Here is a 17,208-nt window from a genome sequence, read left to right on the forward strand (position 1 = left end):
CATGAGAATTATTTTCATGGGATCACCAGGATTTGCTGTTAATTCTCTGAGCTTGTTACTGAAATCAAAGAGCGAAGTGGTGGCAGTATACACCAAGGCTCCAAAACCTTCAGGGCGTGGACAGAAGCCAACGAAATCTCCAGTACATGTTATCGCTGAAGAAAGTAACATAGAGGTATGTACTCCTATCTCTCTAAAGTTTTCGGCAGAGCAAGGAAAATTTAGAAATTTCAAACCAGACGTTGCAGTTGTTGCCGCGTATGGATTGATACTTCCAAGAGAAATTTTGAATATTCCTAAATATGGTTGTATTAATATTCATCCTTCATTACTACCAAGGTGGCGTGGTGCAGCCCCGATACAGCACACAATTTTAGCAGGAGATCAAGAAACCGGGGTTAGCATTATGCAATTGGATGAAGGATTAGATTCCGGCCCTATTTTAAAACAGGAAAAATTTCTTATCGAAAAGAACGATAATTACAAGACATTGCATGATAAATTATCTAAGCTAGGCAGTGATTTACTGCTGGAAGTGCTAAACGAAATTGAAAAACAGCTTCTCTTAAAACAGAACGATAACGATGCATGTTACGCTGACAAAGTGGAAGACTATAAAATTTATGCAAGTGATGCCTGTGAAGTTGCTTATAGAAAGGTTAAAGCGTTTTACCCAAAAGCGTTTATCAAGATAGAGAATAAACGTATCAGGATACTTGATGCTGACTTTGAAGCTTTCGCTTCAGAACAAGGTGAGATTGTTAACGATAATATGCACATAAGTTTAAAAGGTGGCACTTTAATTCCTAAAGTTGTACAAATGGAAGGAAGAAATCCTTGCAGTATTGAAGATTTTATTCGTGGCTTGAAATCAAGCATGGTAAAAAAATTTATAGAATAGACTGCTTTAAATTAGTGTAGAAATGTAATAGCTAAATTTCCTTTTCTTAGATATAATCTTAAAAAACTTTCCATATAAAAATGAAAATAAAAAGAGCTTTAATATCAGTATACGATAAAACGAATATAATTGATCTTGCATCGTTTTTAACGCAGCAACAAATAGAAATTCTTTCAACGGGCAATACTTATAAAGTGCTATCTAGTGCAGGAATAAAAACACAAGAGGTCTCAGATTACACACAATTTCCAGAGATACTGGGTGGTAGAGTGAAAACTTTACACCCTAAAATTCATGGAGGAATACTTTATGATCGAGAAAAGCACAAAAAGGAAGTGCAAGATCTAGAAATTGAGCCAATAGACCTGCTTATAACTAACCTATACCCATTTTGGGAGACAGTAAGTAGCAGCTCAAATGAAGAGCAAATTATAGAACAAATTGATATCGGCGGGGTGGCGTTAATTAGAGCTGCAGCAAAAAACTTTCGTTTTACTTCAGTTATTTCTAGCATTCAAGACTATGAAGCACTGAAAGCTGAGATGATAGAAAATAACAATAAAACAACATTGGAATATAGAAAACACTTAGCAACCAAAGCATTTGCTCTCACTGCACACTACGATTCTAATATTCACAGTTGGTTTTTATCCCAGAGTAAAAATAATGAGTTGCCAGAGTTTTTCGCACTATATGGGCATAAAGTACAAGAACTCAGGTATGGTGAAAATCCCCATCAAAAAGCTGCATTTTATAGTAATCAATTTACAGAATATCCGTTGGAAAAACTACATGGAAAAGAGTTGAGTTATAATAATATAGTAGATATAGAGTCCGCACTTAACATAATTTCTGAGTTTAAAGAGCCTGCAGCAGTGATAATCAAGCACAATAACCCATGTGGCGCTGCTGTTAGTAATAATGCTTTGGAGGCATATGAAAAGGCTCTATCATGTGATGAAGTAAGCAGTTTTGGTGGCATAGTTGCCTTAAATCGGGAGATAGATTTAAAGCTAGCAGAAAAATTAAACGAGATATTTTTGGAAGTAGTGATAGCACCATCGGTAAACAATGAGGCACTAAAAATTTTACAAAGAAAGAAAAATTTAAGAGTGATTATTCATAAATCTTTCCAACAAAATGTGAAATACCAAATTAAAAATGTTGTTGGTGGGTTTTTGGTGCAAGAAAATAATGACCACACAATAAAAGCAGAACAAGTAACAAAGTGCACTACAACAGAAAAAGAAAAGGAAGATCTTATTTTTGCCTGGAAAATATGTAAACATGTGAAATCCAACGCAATAGTTATAGCAAAAGATGGTTGTGCTATTGGCATCGGCGCAGGGCAAACAAGCAGAATAGATAGTGTGAACATTGCAGTGAAAAAAGCAGGTGAAAAATGTAAAGGTGCAGTGCTTGCTTCAGATGCATTTTTTCCATTCCCAGATAGCATAGTAGAAAGTGCAAAACATGGAATTACAGCTATAATTCAGCCCGGCGGCTCGCTGAAAGATCAAGATGTGATAAAAGCTGCAAATGAAAATAAAATTGCTATGTTTTTCACTGGCGTTCGCAGTTTTTTCCATTAGGCTTTGTGTCTTATCGTCATACCGCCACAAACCGTCATACCGCGATTCATTCGCGGTATCTCTCAACATAGATCCCGCTAGCGGGATGACAAATATACCGCCGCGGCGCTAACAAGAGATCCCGCTAACACGTAGCGGGATGACGAGCTTATCGTCACGCCGCCACGAACCGTCATACCGCGATTCATTCGCGGTATCTCAGCCGCTAACAAGAGATCCCGCTAACACGTAGCGGGATGACGAGCTTATCGTGCTGCCACGAACCGTCATACCGCGATTCATTCGCGGTATCTCAGCCGCTAACAAGAGATCCCGCTAACAAGCAGCGGGATGACGGCTGTCGCTTAGCCACAAACGTTAAAAAATTTACCAAATAAAAAAAAAGGCAAAGAAGCCCCGTGGTGCGAGTTTTGACCCTCTAATACTTTAAATTGGCGCTGTAATAATGTGCTAACGCTTAAAATAAGCGCGATTTGGCTGAATGTAGAAAAAATTAAAAAGACATGCAGCCGCTATAATTTTATGTAATCCGCCAATAGATACTCCAAGTTTTTTACTGAATTTTTGTTATTGAACCCGCGCGGATCAAAAACAAGTTTTGAGTCAGAAATACCCTTAATACTACAATAAGGGGGCTGGCGGAGTTTGTCAAGTAAGTTTTTTCGTTTCTGTGACCAGTTGGACTTAAAGTCTATACAAAAAACGTTTACAACCAACGTTCAACATGGTAAATTAAAAGCGGTTTATTCCTCGGTAGCTCAGTGGTAGAGCAGTTGGCTGTTAACCAATTGGTCGCTGGTTCGAATCCGGCCCGGGGAGCTTTTCTCTGTGAAATTCTAGTGTTGATTTTATATGAACATTAAATCAGTGGTTTTATGTATACTAGATGGCTGGGGAAATGGAATAGAGAATAATAAATACAACGCTATTAGCAACGCAAATCCACCTTGTTGGCAATACATTAGCTCTAATTATCCAAAATGTAGTTTATCCGCCTGTGGAGCTGATGTGGGGTTACCTGGTGGTCAAATAGGTAATTCAGAAGTTGGCCATATGAATATTGGCAGTGGTAGAGTAGTAATGCAAAGCCTTCAGCGCATTAATCAAGAGATTGGAACAATAGAAAACAATGTAAATCTACAAAGTTTTATTAATGATCTAAAAAGTAAGAATGGTATATGCCATCTAGTGGGATTGGTGTCAGATGGCGGTGTTCATTCGCATCAAAAGCATATTTCGACTTTAGCAAATAAAATATCACAGCATGGAATCAAAGTGGTGATACATGCATTTTTAGATGGCAGAGACACATTGCCGAATTCAGGAAAAAAATGCATTCAAGAATTTGAAGAGAATATAAAAAATAATGACATAAGAATTGCTACTGTTTCTGGGCGTTACTATGCTATGGACCGTGATAACAGGTGGGAGAGAACAATTGAAGCTTATGAGGCTATCGCACTTGCAAAGGCACCTCGTCATGACAATGCAGTATCGTTGATTGAGAATAACTATCAAAATAACATAACTGATGAGTTTATCAGGCCCGCAGTAATAGGTGATTATCAAGGTATAAAACCAGAAGATGGAGTGCTGTTGGCTAACTTTCGTGCTGATCGAATGATACAATTAGCAAGTATTTTGCTTGGCAAAACAGATTACGCTAAGGTAGCAAAATTCTCTTCAATTTTAAGTATGATGAAGTATAAAGAAGATCTCAAAATTCCTTATATTTTTCCTCCTACTTCTTTCGCTGATACTCTAGGACAAACAATAGAAGACAATAAATTACGACAATTACGTATCGCCGAAACCGAGAAATACGCTCATGTGACTTTCTTTTTCAATTGTGGAAAAGAAGAACCTTTCTCTGGTGAAGAAAGAATACTCATTCCCTCACCAAAAGTTCAAACTTACGATTTGCAGCCCGAAATGTCAGCCTTCGAGCTCACAGAAAAGCTTGTAGAAAAAATTCACTCCCAAGAATTCGCACTGATAGTTGTAAATTACGCTAATCCTGATATGGTAGGGCATACAGGTAATATAAAAGCAGCCGAGAAAGCTGTGCTAGCTGTAGATGATTGTCTTGCGAAAGTGCTGAATGCTGTTAAAAAGTCAAGCAACACCGCATTAATTGTTACTGCAGACCATGGTAACGTGGAATGTATGTTCGATGAAGAAAATAATACACCTCATACAGCACACACTCTAAATAAAGTGCCATTTATTGTGTCTTGCGATAATCTAAAACTAAGAGACGGAAGGTTATCTGACATTGCCCCTACTATTTTACAGCTACTTGGAATTAAAAAACCAAACGAAATGACAGGCAGTTCGTTGATTTCTTGCATTACCCTCTGTCATTCCAGCTAGGCAGCGTTATGCACCGGAATGACATCAAATAGATGTGTTTTAACTTAATCCAACTTTTAAATTTTTCGCTGTTAGTACTAATGATTCATTAAAGAAGCTGTCAATATCACCAATACTATCTATATTTTTTGTACTGATAGATTGGTCAATTCTTTTGACCAAATTAGATAAAACTTTATTAGGGCCAATTTCAACAAATTTGTTAATGCCACGGCTTGACATATACAAAACCATTTCTCTCCATTTCACTCTGCTTACAACTTGCTTGGCGAGTAAAGTTTTTATAACTTTGGGATCACTCTCCTCTTTAGCTGTAACATTTGATATCAAAGGAACTATAGGACGGGTTATTTTAATACCCTTCAAAAACTCCAAAACTTTTTCATCAGCAGGTTTCATAAGAGATGAATGAAAAGGCCCACTAACCTGTAATTTAATTAGTTTCCTCACACTCGAGTTTTTGAATAAATCGGGTAACATTTCAAGAGCTTCTCTAGTGCCACTTATAACCACTTGTCCGCCACCGTTATCGTTTGCAATTTCACAAATTCCGTCAATTTGAACTGATTTCAATATATCTTCCACTTCATTTATCTCTGCTCCAAGCAACGCAACCATTCCGCCTTTACATTTCAGTGAAGCTTCATGCATTGCTTCGCTGCGAACTTTCAGCAGCTTGATTGCAGACTCAAGCGTTAACGCTCCTGCAGCACACAGCGCTGTATATTCGCCAACTGAATGCCCACAAACATATTTAACATTGTGATCAGTGAAAAGAGATTTGCCAAACACATGCTCCATAACACGTAGCATTGCAATTGATACTGCCATTATAGCTGGCTGAGCGTTTTCTGTAATGGTTAATTCTTCAATAGGACCGTTGAAGATTAAATGAGACAGCTTTCCATCCAATATGCTATCTACTTCATTAAATACTTGTCTTGCAACAGAAAACTCACTATATAAGCTCTTTCCCATTCCTACAAACTGAGAGCCCTGACCGGGGAAAGCAAAAATCATGATAGTTATTATTTATTCCTTATTAAATATACTACTTTATTTATTTTTTGTCAATATTTTAGAATAATGATTGACTTAGTGAATTAAGTTCACTAGAATATTAACTGACTAAAAGTTTATAAACAACAATGAATTATCATAAAATTATTATAGTTATGACAGACGGTCAAGAGTTTGAAACTCGTTCCACTTATGGAAAGGAGGGAGATAGGGTAAAACTTGATAGAGATCCTCTTACTCACCCTGCATGGACTGGAAGTTTGACAAGCGGGTTAGCAAGTAAAACTAGCAAATTAGCTAAGTTTAACGATAAATATGGAAGCATTTTCTAATTCTCCTCCTCTTTAAGTTTTAGAGAGTTTACTGAAGCATGCATAAATACAAAAATATAGGCTATGTTGCTTCTCCATCACCAAAATCGCAGGAAGTATCTAAACTATTAAAGAAACTTAATTTTATCAATATAACAGAAGAAAATAAGTCCGAAATCGATCTATTGATAGTTGTTGGCGGTGATGGCTTTATGCTACGCACTTTGCACAATTACGTCATAGAAAATAAAAACATGCATGTGTATGGGATAAACACTGGCAATGTTGGGTTTTTGATGAATAAATGCTTTAGCTGCAGTGAAGATTTAATTGATCATATAGAGCATGCAACTTCAACTCAGTTAACTTTGCTAAAAATGGAAGCAACAGACACAAGTGGCAAGAGATATCATTACATAGCAGTAAACGAAGTATACGTTTTTAGAAAAGCGAACCAAATAGTAGAGATGAATATTACTATTAATGATAAGCTAAAAGTAGAAAAATTTAGAGGGGACGGAGTAATATTATCTACCCCCACAGGCAGCACTGCATACAACTTCTCTGCCGGTGGCCCAATCTTGCCGCTAAATTCAAATTTACTTGCACTCACTTCTATCAATAGCTATTACCCAAGGCATTGGAATGGAGCGTTAATATCAAACGATACAATCGTACAAATTGACATTAACGACACAAAAAACCGTCCAGCACTTGTAGTATCAGATTACAAGGAGTTTCATAATATATCACAGATAAAAATACAAAAAGACCACGAAAACACAATAACTTTGCTTTTTGACAAAGATTACCCTCTGAATGAAAGAATCTTTGATAGACAATTTCTATACTAATAATTATCCGTAAATTGGTATTTACTATATCTTAATAACTATAGCGTAATCAATGCAGCATAGTAATTAATTTTGGAGTGAATATGCCTGGACCAGTAAATGAAGAACAAACAGTAACATTAATTTCTTCCACATCAATAAGTGAAGATGGCGAGATAACACCAGGAATTTTACCAATACCAGCACTTAGGACAAGTACTCCGAAAAAAAATGATGAAAATACAGCTTTAAAAGCTTTGTTAGAGGAAGAATTTAAAGAGAAAAAAAACAGCAATGCTAATTCAAGAGATCCGTTAACTCTTGAGACTCAAGTATCACCTCCTTCCCTAGAAGAAACAAAAGGTGAAGAAACTCATGTTGACGTGCCACAAAATTCAACTCTAAGCAGATCCCCTTCTCAAGAGACAGTATTTGATGATCCTGATGATCTTGATAAAACATTAACACGGTTAAGCAGAGAATCAAGTAACAAACTTAGCAATGTACCTTCAACTTCTCCACCATCATATAAGACAGATGACTCTGAAGAGTCTTTGTCACTAAATTCTGATGTAGGTGGCACAACAAATAAAAAAACAAACAGATTCTTGCCAAGAGCAAAGTATTCCATGCAGCAGAAGGGCTTTATAATTTTTACTGCAAGTGCTATTATACTCAGTATATCTGCAGCTTTATTATATTTACAAGATAAAGCAAAATTTATTGCATTTTTTACAAACAGCCCAAAATATATCACTATACCAGTTATCGCACTTGCTGCATTGCTTGCAATTGGTCCAATATTTTTTGCAACAAGGCAATTTATAGATACTGAAGAACATTCCATTCAAAAAAAAGATGCGGATAAAATTTTAGCTGAGGTGTTGGAGCACCAGCCAAAAGATAAAGCTATAAAATCTGTAAGACTGGAATATAGCAATGGCACTCATTCAAATTTTGTACTTAATGCTTGGGAAGCTAAACAAGGCTTCACTAACATTGACGAAAAAGTAATTACTAGAACTAATAAAATAAAATCAGTAATTAACGACAGACCAATATTTACTGCATTATTTACTGGTGTAGTTGCTGCAAATATAGCGTTTCCTCTAGGGCTACTTGCAACACATGGTGTTAATGGTGTACAAAAATTTTACCAAAACCCTTTGACTAATAACATAGGATTATCATTACTTATAGGTTCTGGTATACTTGCATTACTCATTGTGGGTTTTGGCATACATTATTATAGAAAAACAAATTGCACTAATCTTATATATTCGCAGGAAAAGATTGACCCTGAAAGCGTTAACAAGAAATTCATTGAAGAAATAAAACACGAAAGAACAAATGTTCTTGGGGAAAACCACGGTAAAGACGCTAAACGCAGCAGCTTAACGCTTGAGCAAGTTGTGGTTCAATCTCATAATTGTAAGGATGTTGTTTATAGTGTCGGTTAATAAAATGCATGATATAGCTAGTGCAGCCCTACGTCATACCGCCGCAGACCGTCATACCGCGATTCATTCGCGGTATCTCTAGATCCCGCTAACACGTAGCGGGATGACGATTGTCAGGGTAGCACCTCCCTCCCCTGTCATCCAAGTAGCTGACTGACCTTACCCAGAAAAAGTGGAGAGAAAGTTTGGAATGTTTTTCACAAAGAGAATGATGAATCAAAATGCTCAGAAATGCAATAGTTAATAGTGACGTTGTTTGTTATAAAAAATTTCTATATATTCAAATATAGCAGTTTTGATATGCTGTTTAGAGTGCCGAGAGGTGTCTATTGGTAACTCCCTTTTTAGAGAACTGAAGAAGCTTTCCACAACAGAATTGTCGTAACAACAACCTTTATGACTCATCTATGTTTTTTATGGATAAGAGATATTGATAACCTTGCGAAGTATATTGTGAACCTTGATCACTATTTAATAGTAGATTTTTGGCAGGTTTACGCTTGTTAACGGCCATTAATAAAGAGTCCATAACCAATTGTTTATTTATTGAACTGCTCATTAACTACCATGCGTGAATATAGATCGATTATTGTTGCCAAATATAGCCATCCTTCTTTGGTTTTTATATAAGTAATCCCATACTTTATTTGGTTGATCGACAATAAAGTTTTGGTCTAATATATTGGGAGCTACTGTCCGTTTGTTGTTTCTTAATTTTAAATTTTCTTCTCAATATAGCCTGAATACCATTTTCCTGCATAATACTTTGCACTGTTTTTAAGTTGCAACTTTTACCCAAAGCCTTTAATTCAGCATGAATTTTAGGAGCTCCATATCTACATTTAGAAGCTTGATATATTTTTTGAATATCTGCTAATAACTCTTTATTTGCTGATTCTCTACTGCTTATTTTTCTTGTGGTCCACTTATAGTAGCCACTAGCAGAAAATCCTACATAATTCCTGTACTTTATAGCAGTTACTATGCTCTTTTATAAAAAAATATTTTACTCTTTTTGACTGGCCAGGGCTTTTTTTAAAATGTCTCTTTCTCTTGTTACTTTTGCTAACTCTTTCTGTAAATCAAATCTCTCTTTGTCATAAGGTGCTACATCTGGAAATGCATTTGCCGCTGACTTTTTTTCGTTATATTTCTTCATCCATTTTCCTAATACACTATCCCTTATTCCTAGATCTCTTGCTACTTTTGCAACTGGTTGACCTACCTTTCTTTGTTCATTTGCCAGCTTAACAGCTTCCAATTTGAATTCTGCCGTGTATTCTCTTGCCATTTCTAATCCTCCAAAATTTTATTTTACCCGAAAAAACTCCTTTCTTTCTCTCCACTTTTTCTGGGTAAGGTCAGTCTGTCCAGGTTCCAAGATCGGTGTCAAAAATTGCTCAAACCATCCATTAAAAACATCCATATTACAGTGGCCTTCAAAGGTTAACGGAACAACTATCTTTCTTCCACTTAAGGCTGCAACCATACTGATTCGTTGAGTTTTCTTTCCAGATTTTAAGGCATAAAACCGCTGTCCTTTCTGGCAATATCCGTAGTTCGGTGTTATCAATGCCAGACTCATCTATATACACTAAGTTTTTAGGTTCTTTTGTCGCTATAATTTTCAAAAATTCAGCACGTTTTTCTTCGTTTCTTTCCTTGTATCCATATGTCTTTTTTTGCGCGTAAATCCAATTTTTTTAAGGGCTCGATAGATCGTTTGGATACTAACGTTGTTCCAAAGTTTAGCCATTTCCGATAGAGTCTTTCCTCCGTGTTCTCTGGCAAATTTGGCAAAGGTATCCCAGTCGGTAATTTTGTGATTGTAACCCCCATTTCCAAGTTTTTTTGATTGAAAGTCTCCTGTTTCTTTTCTTCTTTGCTGCCACTCCCATAAAGTAGTTCGTCCAATCTTAAATCTTGCTGCCACTGTTTCTCTGCTTTCTCCTTCGTCTAGCGCTTCCATTGCTTTTTTTCTTAAATCATAACTATATGCTGCTGGCATTCAACCTCCTTATCATCATCTACCCTTATCCTATCACATCCGGACTTTTATGGAAAGAGCTATATTTTTATCAATTCTGCAATCATTTATCTTAATATTAAGTTTCTTAAACCTTCTTGATGCTTGTGAATAGCTGATAACTGCCAAATCTCTTCCTATTTGTTGCAAATACCCTTTTATAAACCCGACTGTTTGTCTTAAACCAATTCTAAAGAAACTGACGATTATATGCACCAAAATCACAACTTTATCACTATAAATATAGTTGCCGCCCTGCATTTTTGGACAATTCTCGTACCAATTTTCTATGGCGTCATTGATATAACAAAAAATGCTTCCTCTTTCTTGGAGAAATTTGTTATATTCATGGCAGTTACTGACTCTCATTTTTTGTGGCATATTTTTTCTTCAACAGTTAAATGGCTATTTATAATGAATTTTGTCAGTAACTGCCAGTTCTTTTCACTTGAGCGATGCAACAAAGCCATCCCAGTGTCAAGCACTGGGATGACATCATCCTTTTTTTGGGATTCCAGCGTCACGCGCTGGAATGACACCTCTCTTGGGCTCTCTTAGCTATAAATATTAAGGAATTTACCAAACGAAAAAAAAGGCAAAAGAAGCCCCGTGGTTGGCTAATTACTTACATTATACTTTCAAGTATGGCGTTTTTTGATGTTTTAAATGCTTTATAAGCGCATTTCTGCTTATATTAGGTAAAAACCTAGAAATTTTATAAAGACATAAGGTGCACATAGTGCAAAAAATTAAACATGGGACGCCAGATACGTGAGTTTTTTTGTCATTTAATCTGTACAGAGAAGATAAATAAATAGCTTCAGTTTCATGATAAGGGGGCTGGCGGAGTTTGTCAAGGGATTTTTGACGAAATGATTTTGAAAGCAAAGAGCGGGAGAAGGGGTTCGAACCCTCGACCTCAACCTTGGCAAGGTTGCGCTCTACCAACTGAGCTACTCCCGCAATTAAATTAACCTAAATTTACTTAATTATAGGCATATACAGCGATTTGTAAACCCCGTGTACACGAAAAATGTGAGAGCCCATAAATTTGCGTGGTTCCTTCTATGATCTTTTCGTATACTTAAGACTCATTTTTGATTATCATAGGTTTTCAATTGTGCCAAAAAATGTATTAATTTTATGGGAATATTTTTATATAAAGACGACTTGCCAGCTAGTTCAATACCAGATGATATAAGGTCTATAGCTGTTGATACCGAGGCAATGGGGCTACTTCATAGCAGAGATAGATTATGCCTTGTGCAGCTCTCTTTTAATGATGGCAACGCTCACTTAGTTCAACTCAAGAACGATTATACAGCGCCAAATTTGAGAAAAATATTAGAGGATAAAAATATAACTAAAATATTTCACTTCGCGCGATTTGATGTGAGCATAATACGTTATTACTTGGAAACTTGGGCACTTCCGTGCTATTGCACAAAGATAGCTTCACGTTTAGTTCGCACTTACACAGATAATCATAGCTTAAAAGAGTTGTGCTTAGAGCTGCTTGATACCAAACTAAATAAGCAGCAGCAATCTTCTGATTGGGGAAATGAAAATTTAACAGACAAACAAAAAAGTTATGCTGCATCTGATGTTTTGTATCTCCACAGGATAAAGGAAAAGCTAGACTTAATGCTGGAACGTGAAAATAGAAAAGAATTGGCCCAAAAGTGCTTTGAATTTCTTCCTACTCGTATTGAGTTAGACTTAATGGGTTGGGAAAACGTGGATATCTTTAACCACCAGATGTAATAGAAGTTTTTTGTTTGTGCAAAACACTTTAGGGCAATTTTTCAAGCTCTGCGGTAAGAATTTAGTTGATTAACTGCTAATAGATACGCTATATTTTACAAAAATTTAGGTATTTTATGAGTGATGATATTACATCGGTAAATGATCAAAATTTCAAATCTGAAGTCACTGACTATAAAGGGTTTGTTCTGATAGACTTTTGGGCAGAATGGTGTGGGCCATGTAAAAGTCTAATGCCACGTATCGAACAATTGGCTAAAGACAGAAAAGGCAAGATTAAGATCTGCAAATTCGACATAGATGAAGGGACTGAAGTGCCAAGTAAGTATGGGGTTCAATCTATACCTACTTTGATTATATTTCAAGATGGTAAGGAAATTGCACGCAAAATTGGTGCAACAAATGATCTGCTAAGTTGGGTTGATAGTGAAATAAGCTAATAGACAAATTTGCTTTTGTGTGTATTATAAATATTGATAAAAGGGATTGTAGCTCAGTCGGTTAGAGCAGTTCGCTCATAACGAATTGGCCGTAGGTTCGAGTCCTACCAATCCCACCATTGTTAGCATGATCGTAACAATGAGAAAACTATAGTATATGAACTATATATTAATGTAATGGGGGAAATGATGGAATTTACTAAGTCTCTAAATAACAAGTTAGATGAATTGCACTTACTAAATCATCCATTTTACCAGTCATGGAATACAGGAAGCTTAAGCTTGCAAGCTTTACAAACCTATGCTAAAGAATATTATCACCACGTTGCTGCGTTTCCTCGTTACATCAGTGGTATACATTTTCTGTGCCCAGATCTAAAAATGCGACAGGTTTTACTTGGTAATTTAATAGAAGAGGAACAAGGTGATGAAAATCATCCAGAGTTATGGAAACGTTTTGCTGAAGGGCTTGGCGTTGCGCGATCTGATCTTCGTGAAAGTGCACAGATTAAGGAGACACAAGAATTAATTGATGGTTACTTTGACATTGTAAGATCAGGTTTTGCAGCAGGTCTTGGAGCCTTGTACGCTTACGAACGTCAAACTCCAGAGGTTTCCAAGTCTAAAATTGAAGGTTTAAAAAAACACTATTCAATAAGTGATGAGCGTTCTCTTCAATTTTTTACGGTCCATATGCATGCTGATGAATGGCATTCTGAGGAATGTGCAAATCTTATTGAAGATCTAGATGAAAAAGAGCAAGATAAAGTTATGCAGGGTGCTCAAAAGGGAGCAAGGCTCTTGTGGGGTTTTCTTGATGGAATGATGAATGCTAGCGTGTGTTAGTAGTTGTAAGTAGCTTAAACTCAGTGATGTTGGAATGCAATGTCTGCATGTAATCTTCTTATATCTGACTTACGGCTTTGGGTTCATTTAGGCTATAGTGCAGAAGAGAAGTATCATTCTCAATTAGTTAGTGTTAATATTGATTTTACCTTTAAATCCCCCCCTTTAGGACTTACAACTGACCGGCTTGAGGATACTATATGCTACTTGGAGGTAGTTCAGAGTATTCAATCTCTCGTTCAAAGCAAGCAATTCAACTTAATCGAGCATTTAACTCATGATATATACAGGACCATTAATAACCTTGTGATGCAAAAAAAGCTTATTATTTCTTCTATAGGCGTAACTATTCACAAAGTTGCACCACCTGTCCCCAGTGTGCATGGAGGTGTTTTCTTTACTTATCGTAATGCGTTGCAAGAATGATTTACATTTCTATTGGCTCAAATATGGGGAATCGCTTTTCCCATTTACAAAAGGCTGCTCAGTTACTGCAGGAACGCTATTTTAAAAATTTAAAATCTTCAATTATTCTGGAAACTAAGGCTATTTTACCAAATGATGCTCCACCTCAGTGGAATAAGCCATTTCTAAATATGGTTGTGTATGGAAGTTGTTCTTCTTCTCCTGAAGAGCTGTTAAAGGGCCTTAAACAAATTGAGTGTGACATTGGCCGCCCGCAGGTCTATGAAAAATGGGCACCTCGCGTTATTGATTTGGATATTTTGTTATGGGATGACCTGACACTTGATACACCCTACCTTAAGATTCCTCACCCAGAATTGATAAACAGACCATTTTTGCTTCACTTGATGGCAATGCTGAGTCCCATGGCAGTAGTTAACAAAACGTTTGGTACTATTAACCCTAACATTAAGGATTGCTTTTTAAGGAGTTTTACGCTTTCACCAGAGCTTGTAGGTATTGTTAATATTACTCCTGATTCATTTTCAGATGGTGGTCTTTATTATGATGCAGATCAAGCAACCAAGCAGGCACTGCGGCTGTTATCAGATGGTGCAAGCATAGTTGAACTTGGTGCTCAATCAACAAGACCTGGCTCCTCAATACAAACTCCAAAAGCAGAATATGCACGCTTAAAACCAGTGCTTGATGACCTTAATCAATATATGAAAGTTGGTGACATTAAAGTCAGCATTGATAGCTTCTGGTCAGACGTTATTTTAAATGTTTTGGAACACTACAACATTGCCTGGGTAAACGATCAGAAGGGAGATCTAGATGATAATACCTTAAAAGCGATTGCTAGCAGTGGATGTAGTATCGTTATTATGCATTCACTCTCCATACCACCACATAGTGACAACATTATCCCAAGTGACATTGATCCAATTGATACCATAAATAATTGGGCAGAAAAGAGCATTAACAGGTTACTTGCCCTAGGTTTTGATCAAAGCTCGATCATTATTGATCCTGGTATTGGTTTTGGCAAATCTATGTACCAGAATATCCAGATTTTACGCAGTATAGAAACGTTACAAAATTTTGGCTGCAAAGTTCTGGTTGGTCATTCTAGAAAGTCATTTATTTCTTCTTTTTCTACAGAACCTGTCTTTAACCGAGATTTAGAAACAATTGCTTTATCATCTGCATTGCACAACAAGGTTGATTTCCTTCGAGTGCATAATGTGCGTGATCACATGCGATTCTTTGTAGCTCAAGCTGCTTTACAGGGATGATAGTTATCGGAATTATGGCTGTTGATCCCAAGGGGGTAATTGGAATAAATAATGGATTGCCCTGGCATTATCCAAGTGAGTTAGATCATTTTCGTCAGGTGACTGACAAACAAGTTATTGTTATGGGAAGAAAAACATTTGAAACTATGCCTCAAAACATATTGAAGGATCGTATCCCTGTTGTTTTTTCTCGTAACAAATTAAATTCTTGTTTTAACAGAGGAGTAAAATGCACTATTATTTCTTCTATGCAAGAGTTTTTGTCAATCCAAAGTAATTCTAAAGTCTTCATGATTGGTGGAGCACAAATAGCGCATCTTTTTTTGGAGTATGATCTAATCTCAGAATTTATCATAACAGAAATTCACAAACCCTATAAAGGTGATGTATATTTCAACTTAACACTTCTTGATGGATGGCATAAAACTATTCTCACCAAAACGAAAGATTATACTATATGTAGGCTAATACGTTAATATGCATGTTAAAGCAATTTATACCCACCGCATTGAATGTGGGGAAGTATTAGAGCAGGTTCTTGATCGCTATGTTTCAGAGTTGCTAGGAGAGGAAGTTGTTCTTGCTATCACATCAAAAATCATTTCTATTTGTCAAAAACAAGTGGTTTGCAAAACTGCTTGTTCTAAAGAAGAGCTAATCAAAAGAGAAGCTGATGCAATTGTTGATGTAGACCATAATTCTTACGGCATCTATTTAACAATCAAAGACAATATCTTAATTCCATCTGCTGGTATTGATGAATCAAATGGTAATGAAATGTATATTTTATACCCAAAGGATGTTCAGAAAACAGCTCTATCAATATGGAACTATCTCAAGACAAAACACTGCATAAAACATCTTGGTATTTTGATTACAGATAGTAACATAACACCTATGCGCCTTGGGGTTACGGGCGTTGCTCTTGGTTGGTGTGGATTTGAACCATTTTATTCCTATATAGGCAAGCCAGATCTTTATGATCAACCACTGCAAGTAACACAAGTCAATCTTCTTGATGCGTTGGCAACGTCTGCTGTTTTAGTTATGGGAGAAGGGGCGGAGCAAACACCAATGGCAATAATTAGTGGCGCACCAAAGATTCACTTTCTTACTCGTCCGCCAACTACAGAAGAAGAAAAAAGTGTGAAGATATCTATGGAAGAGGACCTTTACTCTCCTCTCCTCATGCGAGCCCGCTGGTTAAAGAGAAACTTAAAAATTTGCTATTAGACTTCTTGCATAACCATATAACATTGGGAATAGAAACAAAAAACTTGCTTGACACCCTTCGCCAGCCCCCTTATCATAAAACTGAAGCTATTGTATTTGCTTTCGCCAATCTGCAGATTAAAAGGTAAGGATTACTTAATGTATCGGCGTCTTATGTTTAATTTTTTGCAGTACATAGATACTGTATGTCTTTACAAAACTTCATCTACATCTAGATTTTTATCTAAATAAGCTGAACGCGCTTATAAAGCGTTACAAGACATCAAAAAATGCCAATACTCGACAGAGATAGTAAAAGACTAGCTAACTCGGGGATTCTTTGTCTTTTTTTCTGCTTAGTAAACTTCTTAAACATTTGCAGCGTAAGTTAGTTGCAATTAAAAGCAGCTTAATCTTGCTTGTCAAGCGTTTAAAACATAAAAAACGCCAATATTTTAAAGCGGATAATAACCCCAGGGCTTCTTTTGCCTTTTTTTTCATTTGGTAAATTTCTTAACGTTTGTAGCTAAACGACAACCGTCATCCCGCTACGTGTTAGCGGCTAAGAGATACCGCGGCGGTATGACGGTTTGCGGCGGCATGACCTCGTCATTCCCCTACGTGTTAGCGGGATCTAGAGATACCGTGACGGTATGACGGTTCGCGCGGTGGCATGACCTCGTCATCCCGCTACGTGTTAGCGGGATCTATGCTTTGAGATACCGCG

Annotated in this window: 23 protein-coding genes and 3 tRNA genes; 15 read left to right on the forward strand and 11 right to left on the reverse strand. The window is 36.7% G+C overall.

Annotated features, from left to right (window positions below):
* Window position 1 precedes the first annotated feature (1 nt).
* The 4 genes from fmt to gpmI all read left to right on the forward strand — a co-directional run bounded on the left by fmt (window position 2) and on the right by gpmI (window position 4,866).
* Entirely contained in the window at window positions 2–901 is a 900-nt protein-coding gene (gene fmt, locus ACICQD_RS06255; protein WP_264329642.1) for a methionyl-tRNA formyltransferase, read from the forward strand.
* An 80-nt stretch (window positions 902–981) separates the two neighbouring features.
* Window positions 982–2,493: a bifunctional phosphoribosylaminoimidazolecarboxamide formyltransferase/IMP cyclohydrolase gene (gene purH, locus ACICQD_RS06260; RefSeq protein WP_341820501.1), complete on the forward strand. Its 1,512-nt coding sequence runs from the start codon at window positions 982–984 to the stop codon at window positions 2,491–2,493.
* Window positions 2,494–3,240: 747 nt separating this feature from the next.
* Window positions 3,241–3,312, forward strand: a tRNA-Asn gene (locus ACICQD_RS06265).
* A gap of 33 nt (window positions 3,313–3,345) precedes the next feature.
* A complete protein-coding gene (gpmI, locus tag ACICQD_RS06270; protein ID WP_395461766.1) occupies window positions 3,346–4,866 on the forward strand; it encodes a 2,3-bisphosphoglycerate-independent phosphoglycerate mutase in 1,521 nt (506 codons plus the stop codon).
* A gap of 39 nt (window positions 4,867–4,905) precedes the next feature.
* Here gpmI and fabD read toward each other — a convergent pair whose 3' ends face one another.
* Window positions 4,906–5,886 carry an ACP S-malonyltransferase gene (fabD, locus tag ACICQD_RS06275; RefSeq protein WP_038199165.1) on the reverse strand — a complete coding sequence of 327 codons (981 nt, stop codon included), beginning with the start codon at window positions 5,884–5,886 and terminating at the stop codon, window positions 4,906–4,908.
* A 128-nt stretch (window positions 5,887–6,014) separates the two neighbouring features.
* Between fabD and rpmE the strand changes: the two genes are divergently transcribed.
* The 3 genes from rpmE (at window position 6,015) to ACICQD_RS06290 (ending at window position 8,490) form a co-directional block, all read left to right on the forward strand.
* Window positions 6,015–6,218, forward strand: a complete 204-nt coding sequence (gene rpmE / locus ACICQD_RS06280) for a 50S ribosomal protein L31 (protein ID WP_007548602.1) — start codon at window positions 6,015–6,017, stop codon at window positions 6,216–6,218.
* Between the two features lie 38 nt (window positions 6,219–6,256).
* Window positions 6,257–7,051, forward strand: a complete 795-nt coding sequence (locus ACICQD_RS06285; protein WP_070356930.1) for an NAD kinase — start codon at window positions 6,257–6,259, stop codon at window positions 7,049–7,051.
* A gap of 83 nt (window positions 7,052–7,134) precedes the next feature.
* Entirely contained in the window at window positions 7,135–8,490 is a 1,356-nt protein-coding gene (locus ACICQD_RS06290; RefSeq protein WP_341820503.1) for a hypothetical protein, read from the forward strand.
* Window positions 8,491–8,730: 240 nt separating this feature from the next.
* Here ACICQD_RS06290 and ACICQD_RS06295 read toward each other — a convergent pair whose 3' ends face one another.
* The 10 genes from ACICQD_RS06295 to ACICQD_RS06340 all read right to left on the reverse strand — a co-directional run bounded on the left by ACICQD_RS06295 (window position 8,731) and on the right by ACICQD_RS06340 (window position 11,479).
* Window positions 8,731–8,895, reverse strand: a complete 165-nt coding sequence (locus ACICQD_RS06295; protein WP_081600772.1) for an IS3 family transposase — start codon at window positions 8,893–8,895, stop codon at window positions 8,731–8,733.
* Window positions 8,885–9,049, reverse strand: coding sequence for a DDE-type integrase/transposase/recombinase (locus tag ACICQD_RS06300; RefSeq protein ID WP_395461767.1), 165 nt, complete (start codon window positions 9,047–9,049; stop codon window positions 8,885–8,887). Before ACICQD_RS06300 ends, ACICQD_RS06295 begins: the two co-directional genes overlap by 11 nt.
* Window positions 9,030–9,152 (reverse strand): hypothetical protein, encoded by a 123-nt coding sequence (locus ACICQD_RS06305; protein WP_285534504.1) that lies wholly within the window; start codon window positions 9,150–9,152, stop codon window positions 9,030–9,032. Before ACICQD_RS06305 ends, ACICQD_RS06300 begins: the two co-directional genes overlap by 20 nt.
* The gene (locus ACICQD_RS06310; RefSeq protein WP_395461832.1) at window positions 9,134–9,475 is read right to left on the reverse strand and encodes an IS3 family transposase; all 342 of its coding nucleotides are present in this window, start codon (window positions 9,473–9,475) and stop codon (window positions 9,134–9,136) included. Before ACICQD_RS06310 ends, ACICQD_RS06305 begins: the two co-directional genes overlap by 19 nt.
* Window positions 9,476–9,496: 21 nt before the next feature.
* Window positions 9,497–9,781, reverse strand: a complete 285-nt coding sequence (locus tag ACICQD_RS06315) for a transposase (RefSeq protein ID WP_038198869.1) — start codon at window positions 9,779–9,781, stop codon at window positions 9,497–9,499.
* Window positions 9,782–9,799: 18 nt separating this feature from the next.
* A complete protein-coding gene (locus ACICQD_RS06320; RefSeq protein WP_010082387.1) occupies window positions 9,800–10,075 on the reverse strand; it encodes a transposase in 276 nt (91 codons plus the stop codon).
* 42 nt (window positions 10,076–10,117) lie between these two features.
* Window positions 10,118–10,498, reverse strand: a complete 381-nt coding sequence (locus ACICQD_RS06325) for a helix-turn-helix domain-containing protein (RefSeq protein ID WP_007549224.1) — start codon at window positions 10,496–10,498, stop codon at window positions 10,118–10,120.
* Between the two features lie 33 nt (window positions 10,499–10,531).
* A complete protein-coding gene (locus ACICQD_RS06330) occupies window positions 10,532–10,897 on the reverse strand; it encodes a transposase (RefSeq protein WP_155969141.1) in 366 nt (121 codons plus the stop codon).
* Window positions 10,882–11,040 carry a hypothetical protein gene (locus ACICQD_RS06335; protein WP_265017762.1) on the reverse strand — a complete coding sequence of 53 codons (159 nt, stop codon included), beginning with the start codon at window positions 11,038–11,040 and terminating at the stop codon, window positions 10,882–10,884. Before ACICQD_RS06335 ends, ACICQD_RS06330 begins: the two co-directional genes overlap by 16 nt.
* Window positions 11,041–11,406: 366 nt before the next feature.
* Window positions 11,407–11,479, reverse strand: a tRNA-Gly gene (locus tag ACICQD_RS06340).
* 180 nt (window positions 11,480–11,659) lie between these two features.
* Between ACICQD_RS06340 and ACICQD_RS06345 the strand changes: the two genes are divergently transcribed.
* From ACICQD_RS06345 to ACICQD_RS06380, 8 genes are all read left to right on the forward strand, one after another.
* On the forward strand, window positions 11,660–12,280 hold the full coding sequence (locus ACICQD_RS06345; RefSeq protein WP_010962900.1) for a ribonuclease D: 621 nt from the start codon (window positions 11,660–11,662) through the stop codon (window positions 12,278–12,280).
* A gap of 116 nt (window positions 12,281–12,396) precedes the next feature.
* Window positions 12,397–12,720: a thioredoxin gene (gene trxA / locus ACICQD_RS06350; RefSeq protein WP_209472576.1), complete on the forward strand. Its 324-nt coding sequence runs from the start codon at window positions 12,397–12,399 to the stop codon at window positions 12,718–12,720.
* Between the two features lie 42 nt (window positions 12,721–12,762).
* Window positions 12,763–12,839: transfer RNA gene (locus tag ACICQD_RS06355), tRNA-Ile, on the forward strand.
* Window positions 12,840–12,909: 70 nt separating this feature from the next.
* Window positions 12,910–13,566 carry a CADD family putative folate metabolism protein gene (locus ACICQD_RS06360; protein ID WP_022626367.1) on the forward strand — a complete coding sequence of 219 codons (657 nt, stop codon included), beginning with the start codon at window positions 12,910–12,912 and terminating at the stop codon, window positions 13,564–13,566.
* Window positions 13,567–13,605: 39 nt separating this feature from the next.
* Window positions 13,606–13,992 carry a dihydroneopterin aldolase gene (locus ACICQD_RS06365; RefSeq protein ID WP_007548841.1) on the forward strand — a complete coding sequence of 129 codons (387 nt, stop codon included), beginning with the start codon at window positions 13,606–13,608 and terminating at the stop codon, window positions 13,990–13,992.
* A complete protein-coding gene (gene folP, locus ACICQD_RS06370; protein ID WP_209472574.1) occupies window positions 13,989–15,269 on the forward strand; it encodes a dihydropteroate synthase in 1,281 nt (426 codons plus the stop codon). Before ACICQD_RS06365 ends, folP begins: the two co-directional genes overlap by 4 nt.
* Entirely contained in the window at window positions 15,266–15,745 is a 480-nt protein-coding gene (locus ACICQD_RS06375) for a dihydrofolate reductase (protein ID WP_341820507.1), read from the forward strand. Before folP ends, ACICQD_RS06375 begins: the two co-directional genes overlap by 4 nt.
* Window position 15,746: 1 nt before the next feature.
* On the forward strand, window positions 15,747–16,502 hold the full coding sequence (locus ACICQD_RS06380; protein WP_264329633.1) for a putative folate metabolism gamma-glutamate ligase: 756 nt from the start codon (window positions 15,747–15,749) through the stop codon (window positions 16,500–16,502).
* Window positions 16,503–17,208 lie beyond the last annotated feature (706 nt).

This window comes from Wolbachia endosymbiont (group A) of Therophilus tumidulus (assembly GCF_964277345.1).
In the GTDB taxonomy this organism is placed as follows: Bacteria; Pseudomonadota; Alphaproteobacteria; order Rickettsiales; family Anaplasmataceae; genus Wolbachia; species Wolbachia pipientis.

Excerpts from the sequence above, each read along its gene's own strand:
- fmt (WP_264329642.1), top strand. The coding sequence starts at position 2 with ATGAGAATTATTTTCATGGGATCACCAGGATTTGCTGTTAATTCTCTG.
- purH (WP_341820501.1), top strand. The coding sequence starts at position 982 with ATGAAAATAAAAAGAGCTTTAATATCAGTATACGATAAAACGAATATA.
- gpmI (WP_395461766.1), top strand. The coding sequence starts at position 3,346 with ATGAACATTAAATCAGTGGTTTTATGTATACTAGATGGCTGGGGAAAT.
- fabD (WP_038199165.1), bottom strand. The coding sequence starts at position 5,886 with ATGATTTTTGCTTTCCCCGGTCAGGGCTCTCAGTTTGTAGGAATGGGA.
- rpmE (WP_007548602.1), top strand. The coding sequence starts at position 6,015 with ATGAATTATCATAAAATTATTATAGTTATGACAGACGGTCAAGAGTTT.
- ACICQD_RS06285 (WP_070356930.1), top strand. The coding sequence starts at position 6,257 with ATGCATAAATACAAAAATATAGGCTATGTTGCTTCTCCATCACCAAAA.
- ACICQD_RS06290 (WP_341820503.1), top strand. The coding sequence starts at position 7,135 with ATGCCTGGACCAGTAAATGAAGAACAAACAGTAACATTAATTTCTTCC.
- ACICQD_RS06295 (WP_081600772.1), bottom strand. The coding sequence starts at position 8,895 with ATGAGTCATAAAGGTTGTTGTTACGACAATTCTGTTGTGGAAAGCTTC.
- ACICQD_RS06300 (WP_395461767.1), bottom strand. The coding sequence starts at position 9,049 with ATGAGCAGTTCAATAAATAAACAATTGGTTATGGACTCTTTATTAATG.
- ACICQD_RS06315 (WP_038198869.1), bottom strand. The coding sequence starts at position 9,781 with ATGGCAAGAGAATACACGGCAGAATTCAAATTGGAAGCTGTTAAGCTG.
- ACICQD_RS06320 (WP_010082387.1), bottom strand. The coding sequence starts at position 10,075 with ATGAGTCTGGCATTGATAACACCGAACTACGGATATTGCCAGAAAGGA.
- ACICQD_RS06325 (WP_007549224.1), bottom strand. The coding sequence starts at position 10,498 with ATGCCAGCAGCATATAGTTATGATTTAAGAAAAAAAGCAATGGAAGCG.
- ACICQD_RS06330 (WP_155969141.1), bottom strand. The coding sequence starts at position 10,897 with ATGCCACAAAAAATGAGAGTCAGTAACTGCCATGAATATAACAAATTT.
- ACICQD_RS06345 (WP_010962900.1), top strand. The coding sequence starts at position 11,660 with ATGGGAATATTTTTATATAAAGACGACTTGCCAGCTAGTTCAATACCA.
- trxA (WP_209472576.1), top strand. The coding sequence starts at position 12,397 with ATGAGTGATGATATTACATCGGTAAATGATCAAAATTTCAAATCTGAA.
- ACICQD_RS06360 (WP_022626367.1), top strand. The coding sequence starts at position 12,910 with ATGGAATTTACTAAGTCTCTAAATAACAAGTTAGATGAATTGCACTTA.
- ACICQD_RS06365 (WP_007548841.1), top strand. The coding sequence starts at position 13,606 with ATGTCTGCATGTAATCTTCTTATATCTGACTTACGGCTTTGGGTTCAT.
- folP (WP_209472574.1), top strand. The coding sequence starts at position 13,989 with ATGATTTACATTTCTATTGGCTCAAATATGGGGAATCGCTTTTCCCAT.
- ACICQD_RS06375 (WP_341820507.1), top strand. The coding sequence starts at position 15,266 with ATGATAGTTATCGGAATTATGGCTGTTGATCCCAAGGGGGTAATTGGA.
- ACICQD_RS06380 (WP_264329633.1), top strand. The coding sequence starts at position 15,747 with ATGCATGTTAAAGCAATTTATACCCACCGCATTGAATGTGGGGAAGTA.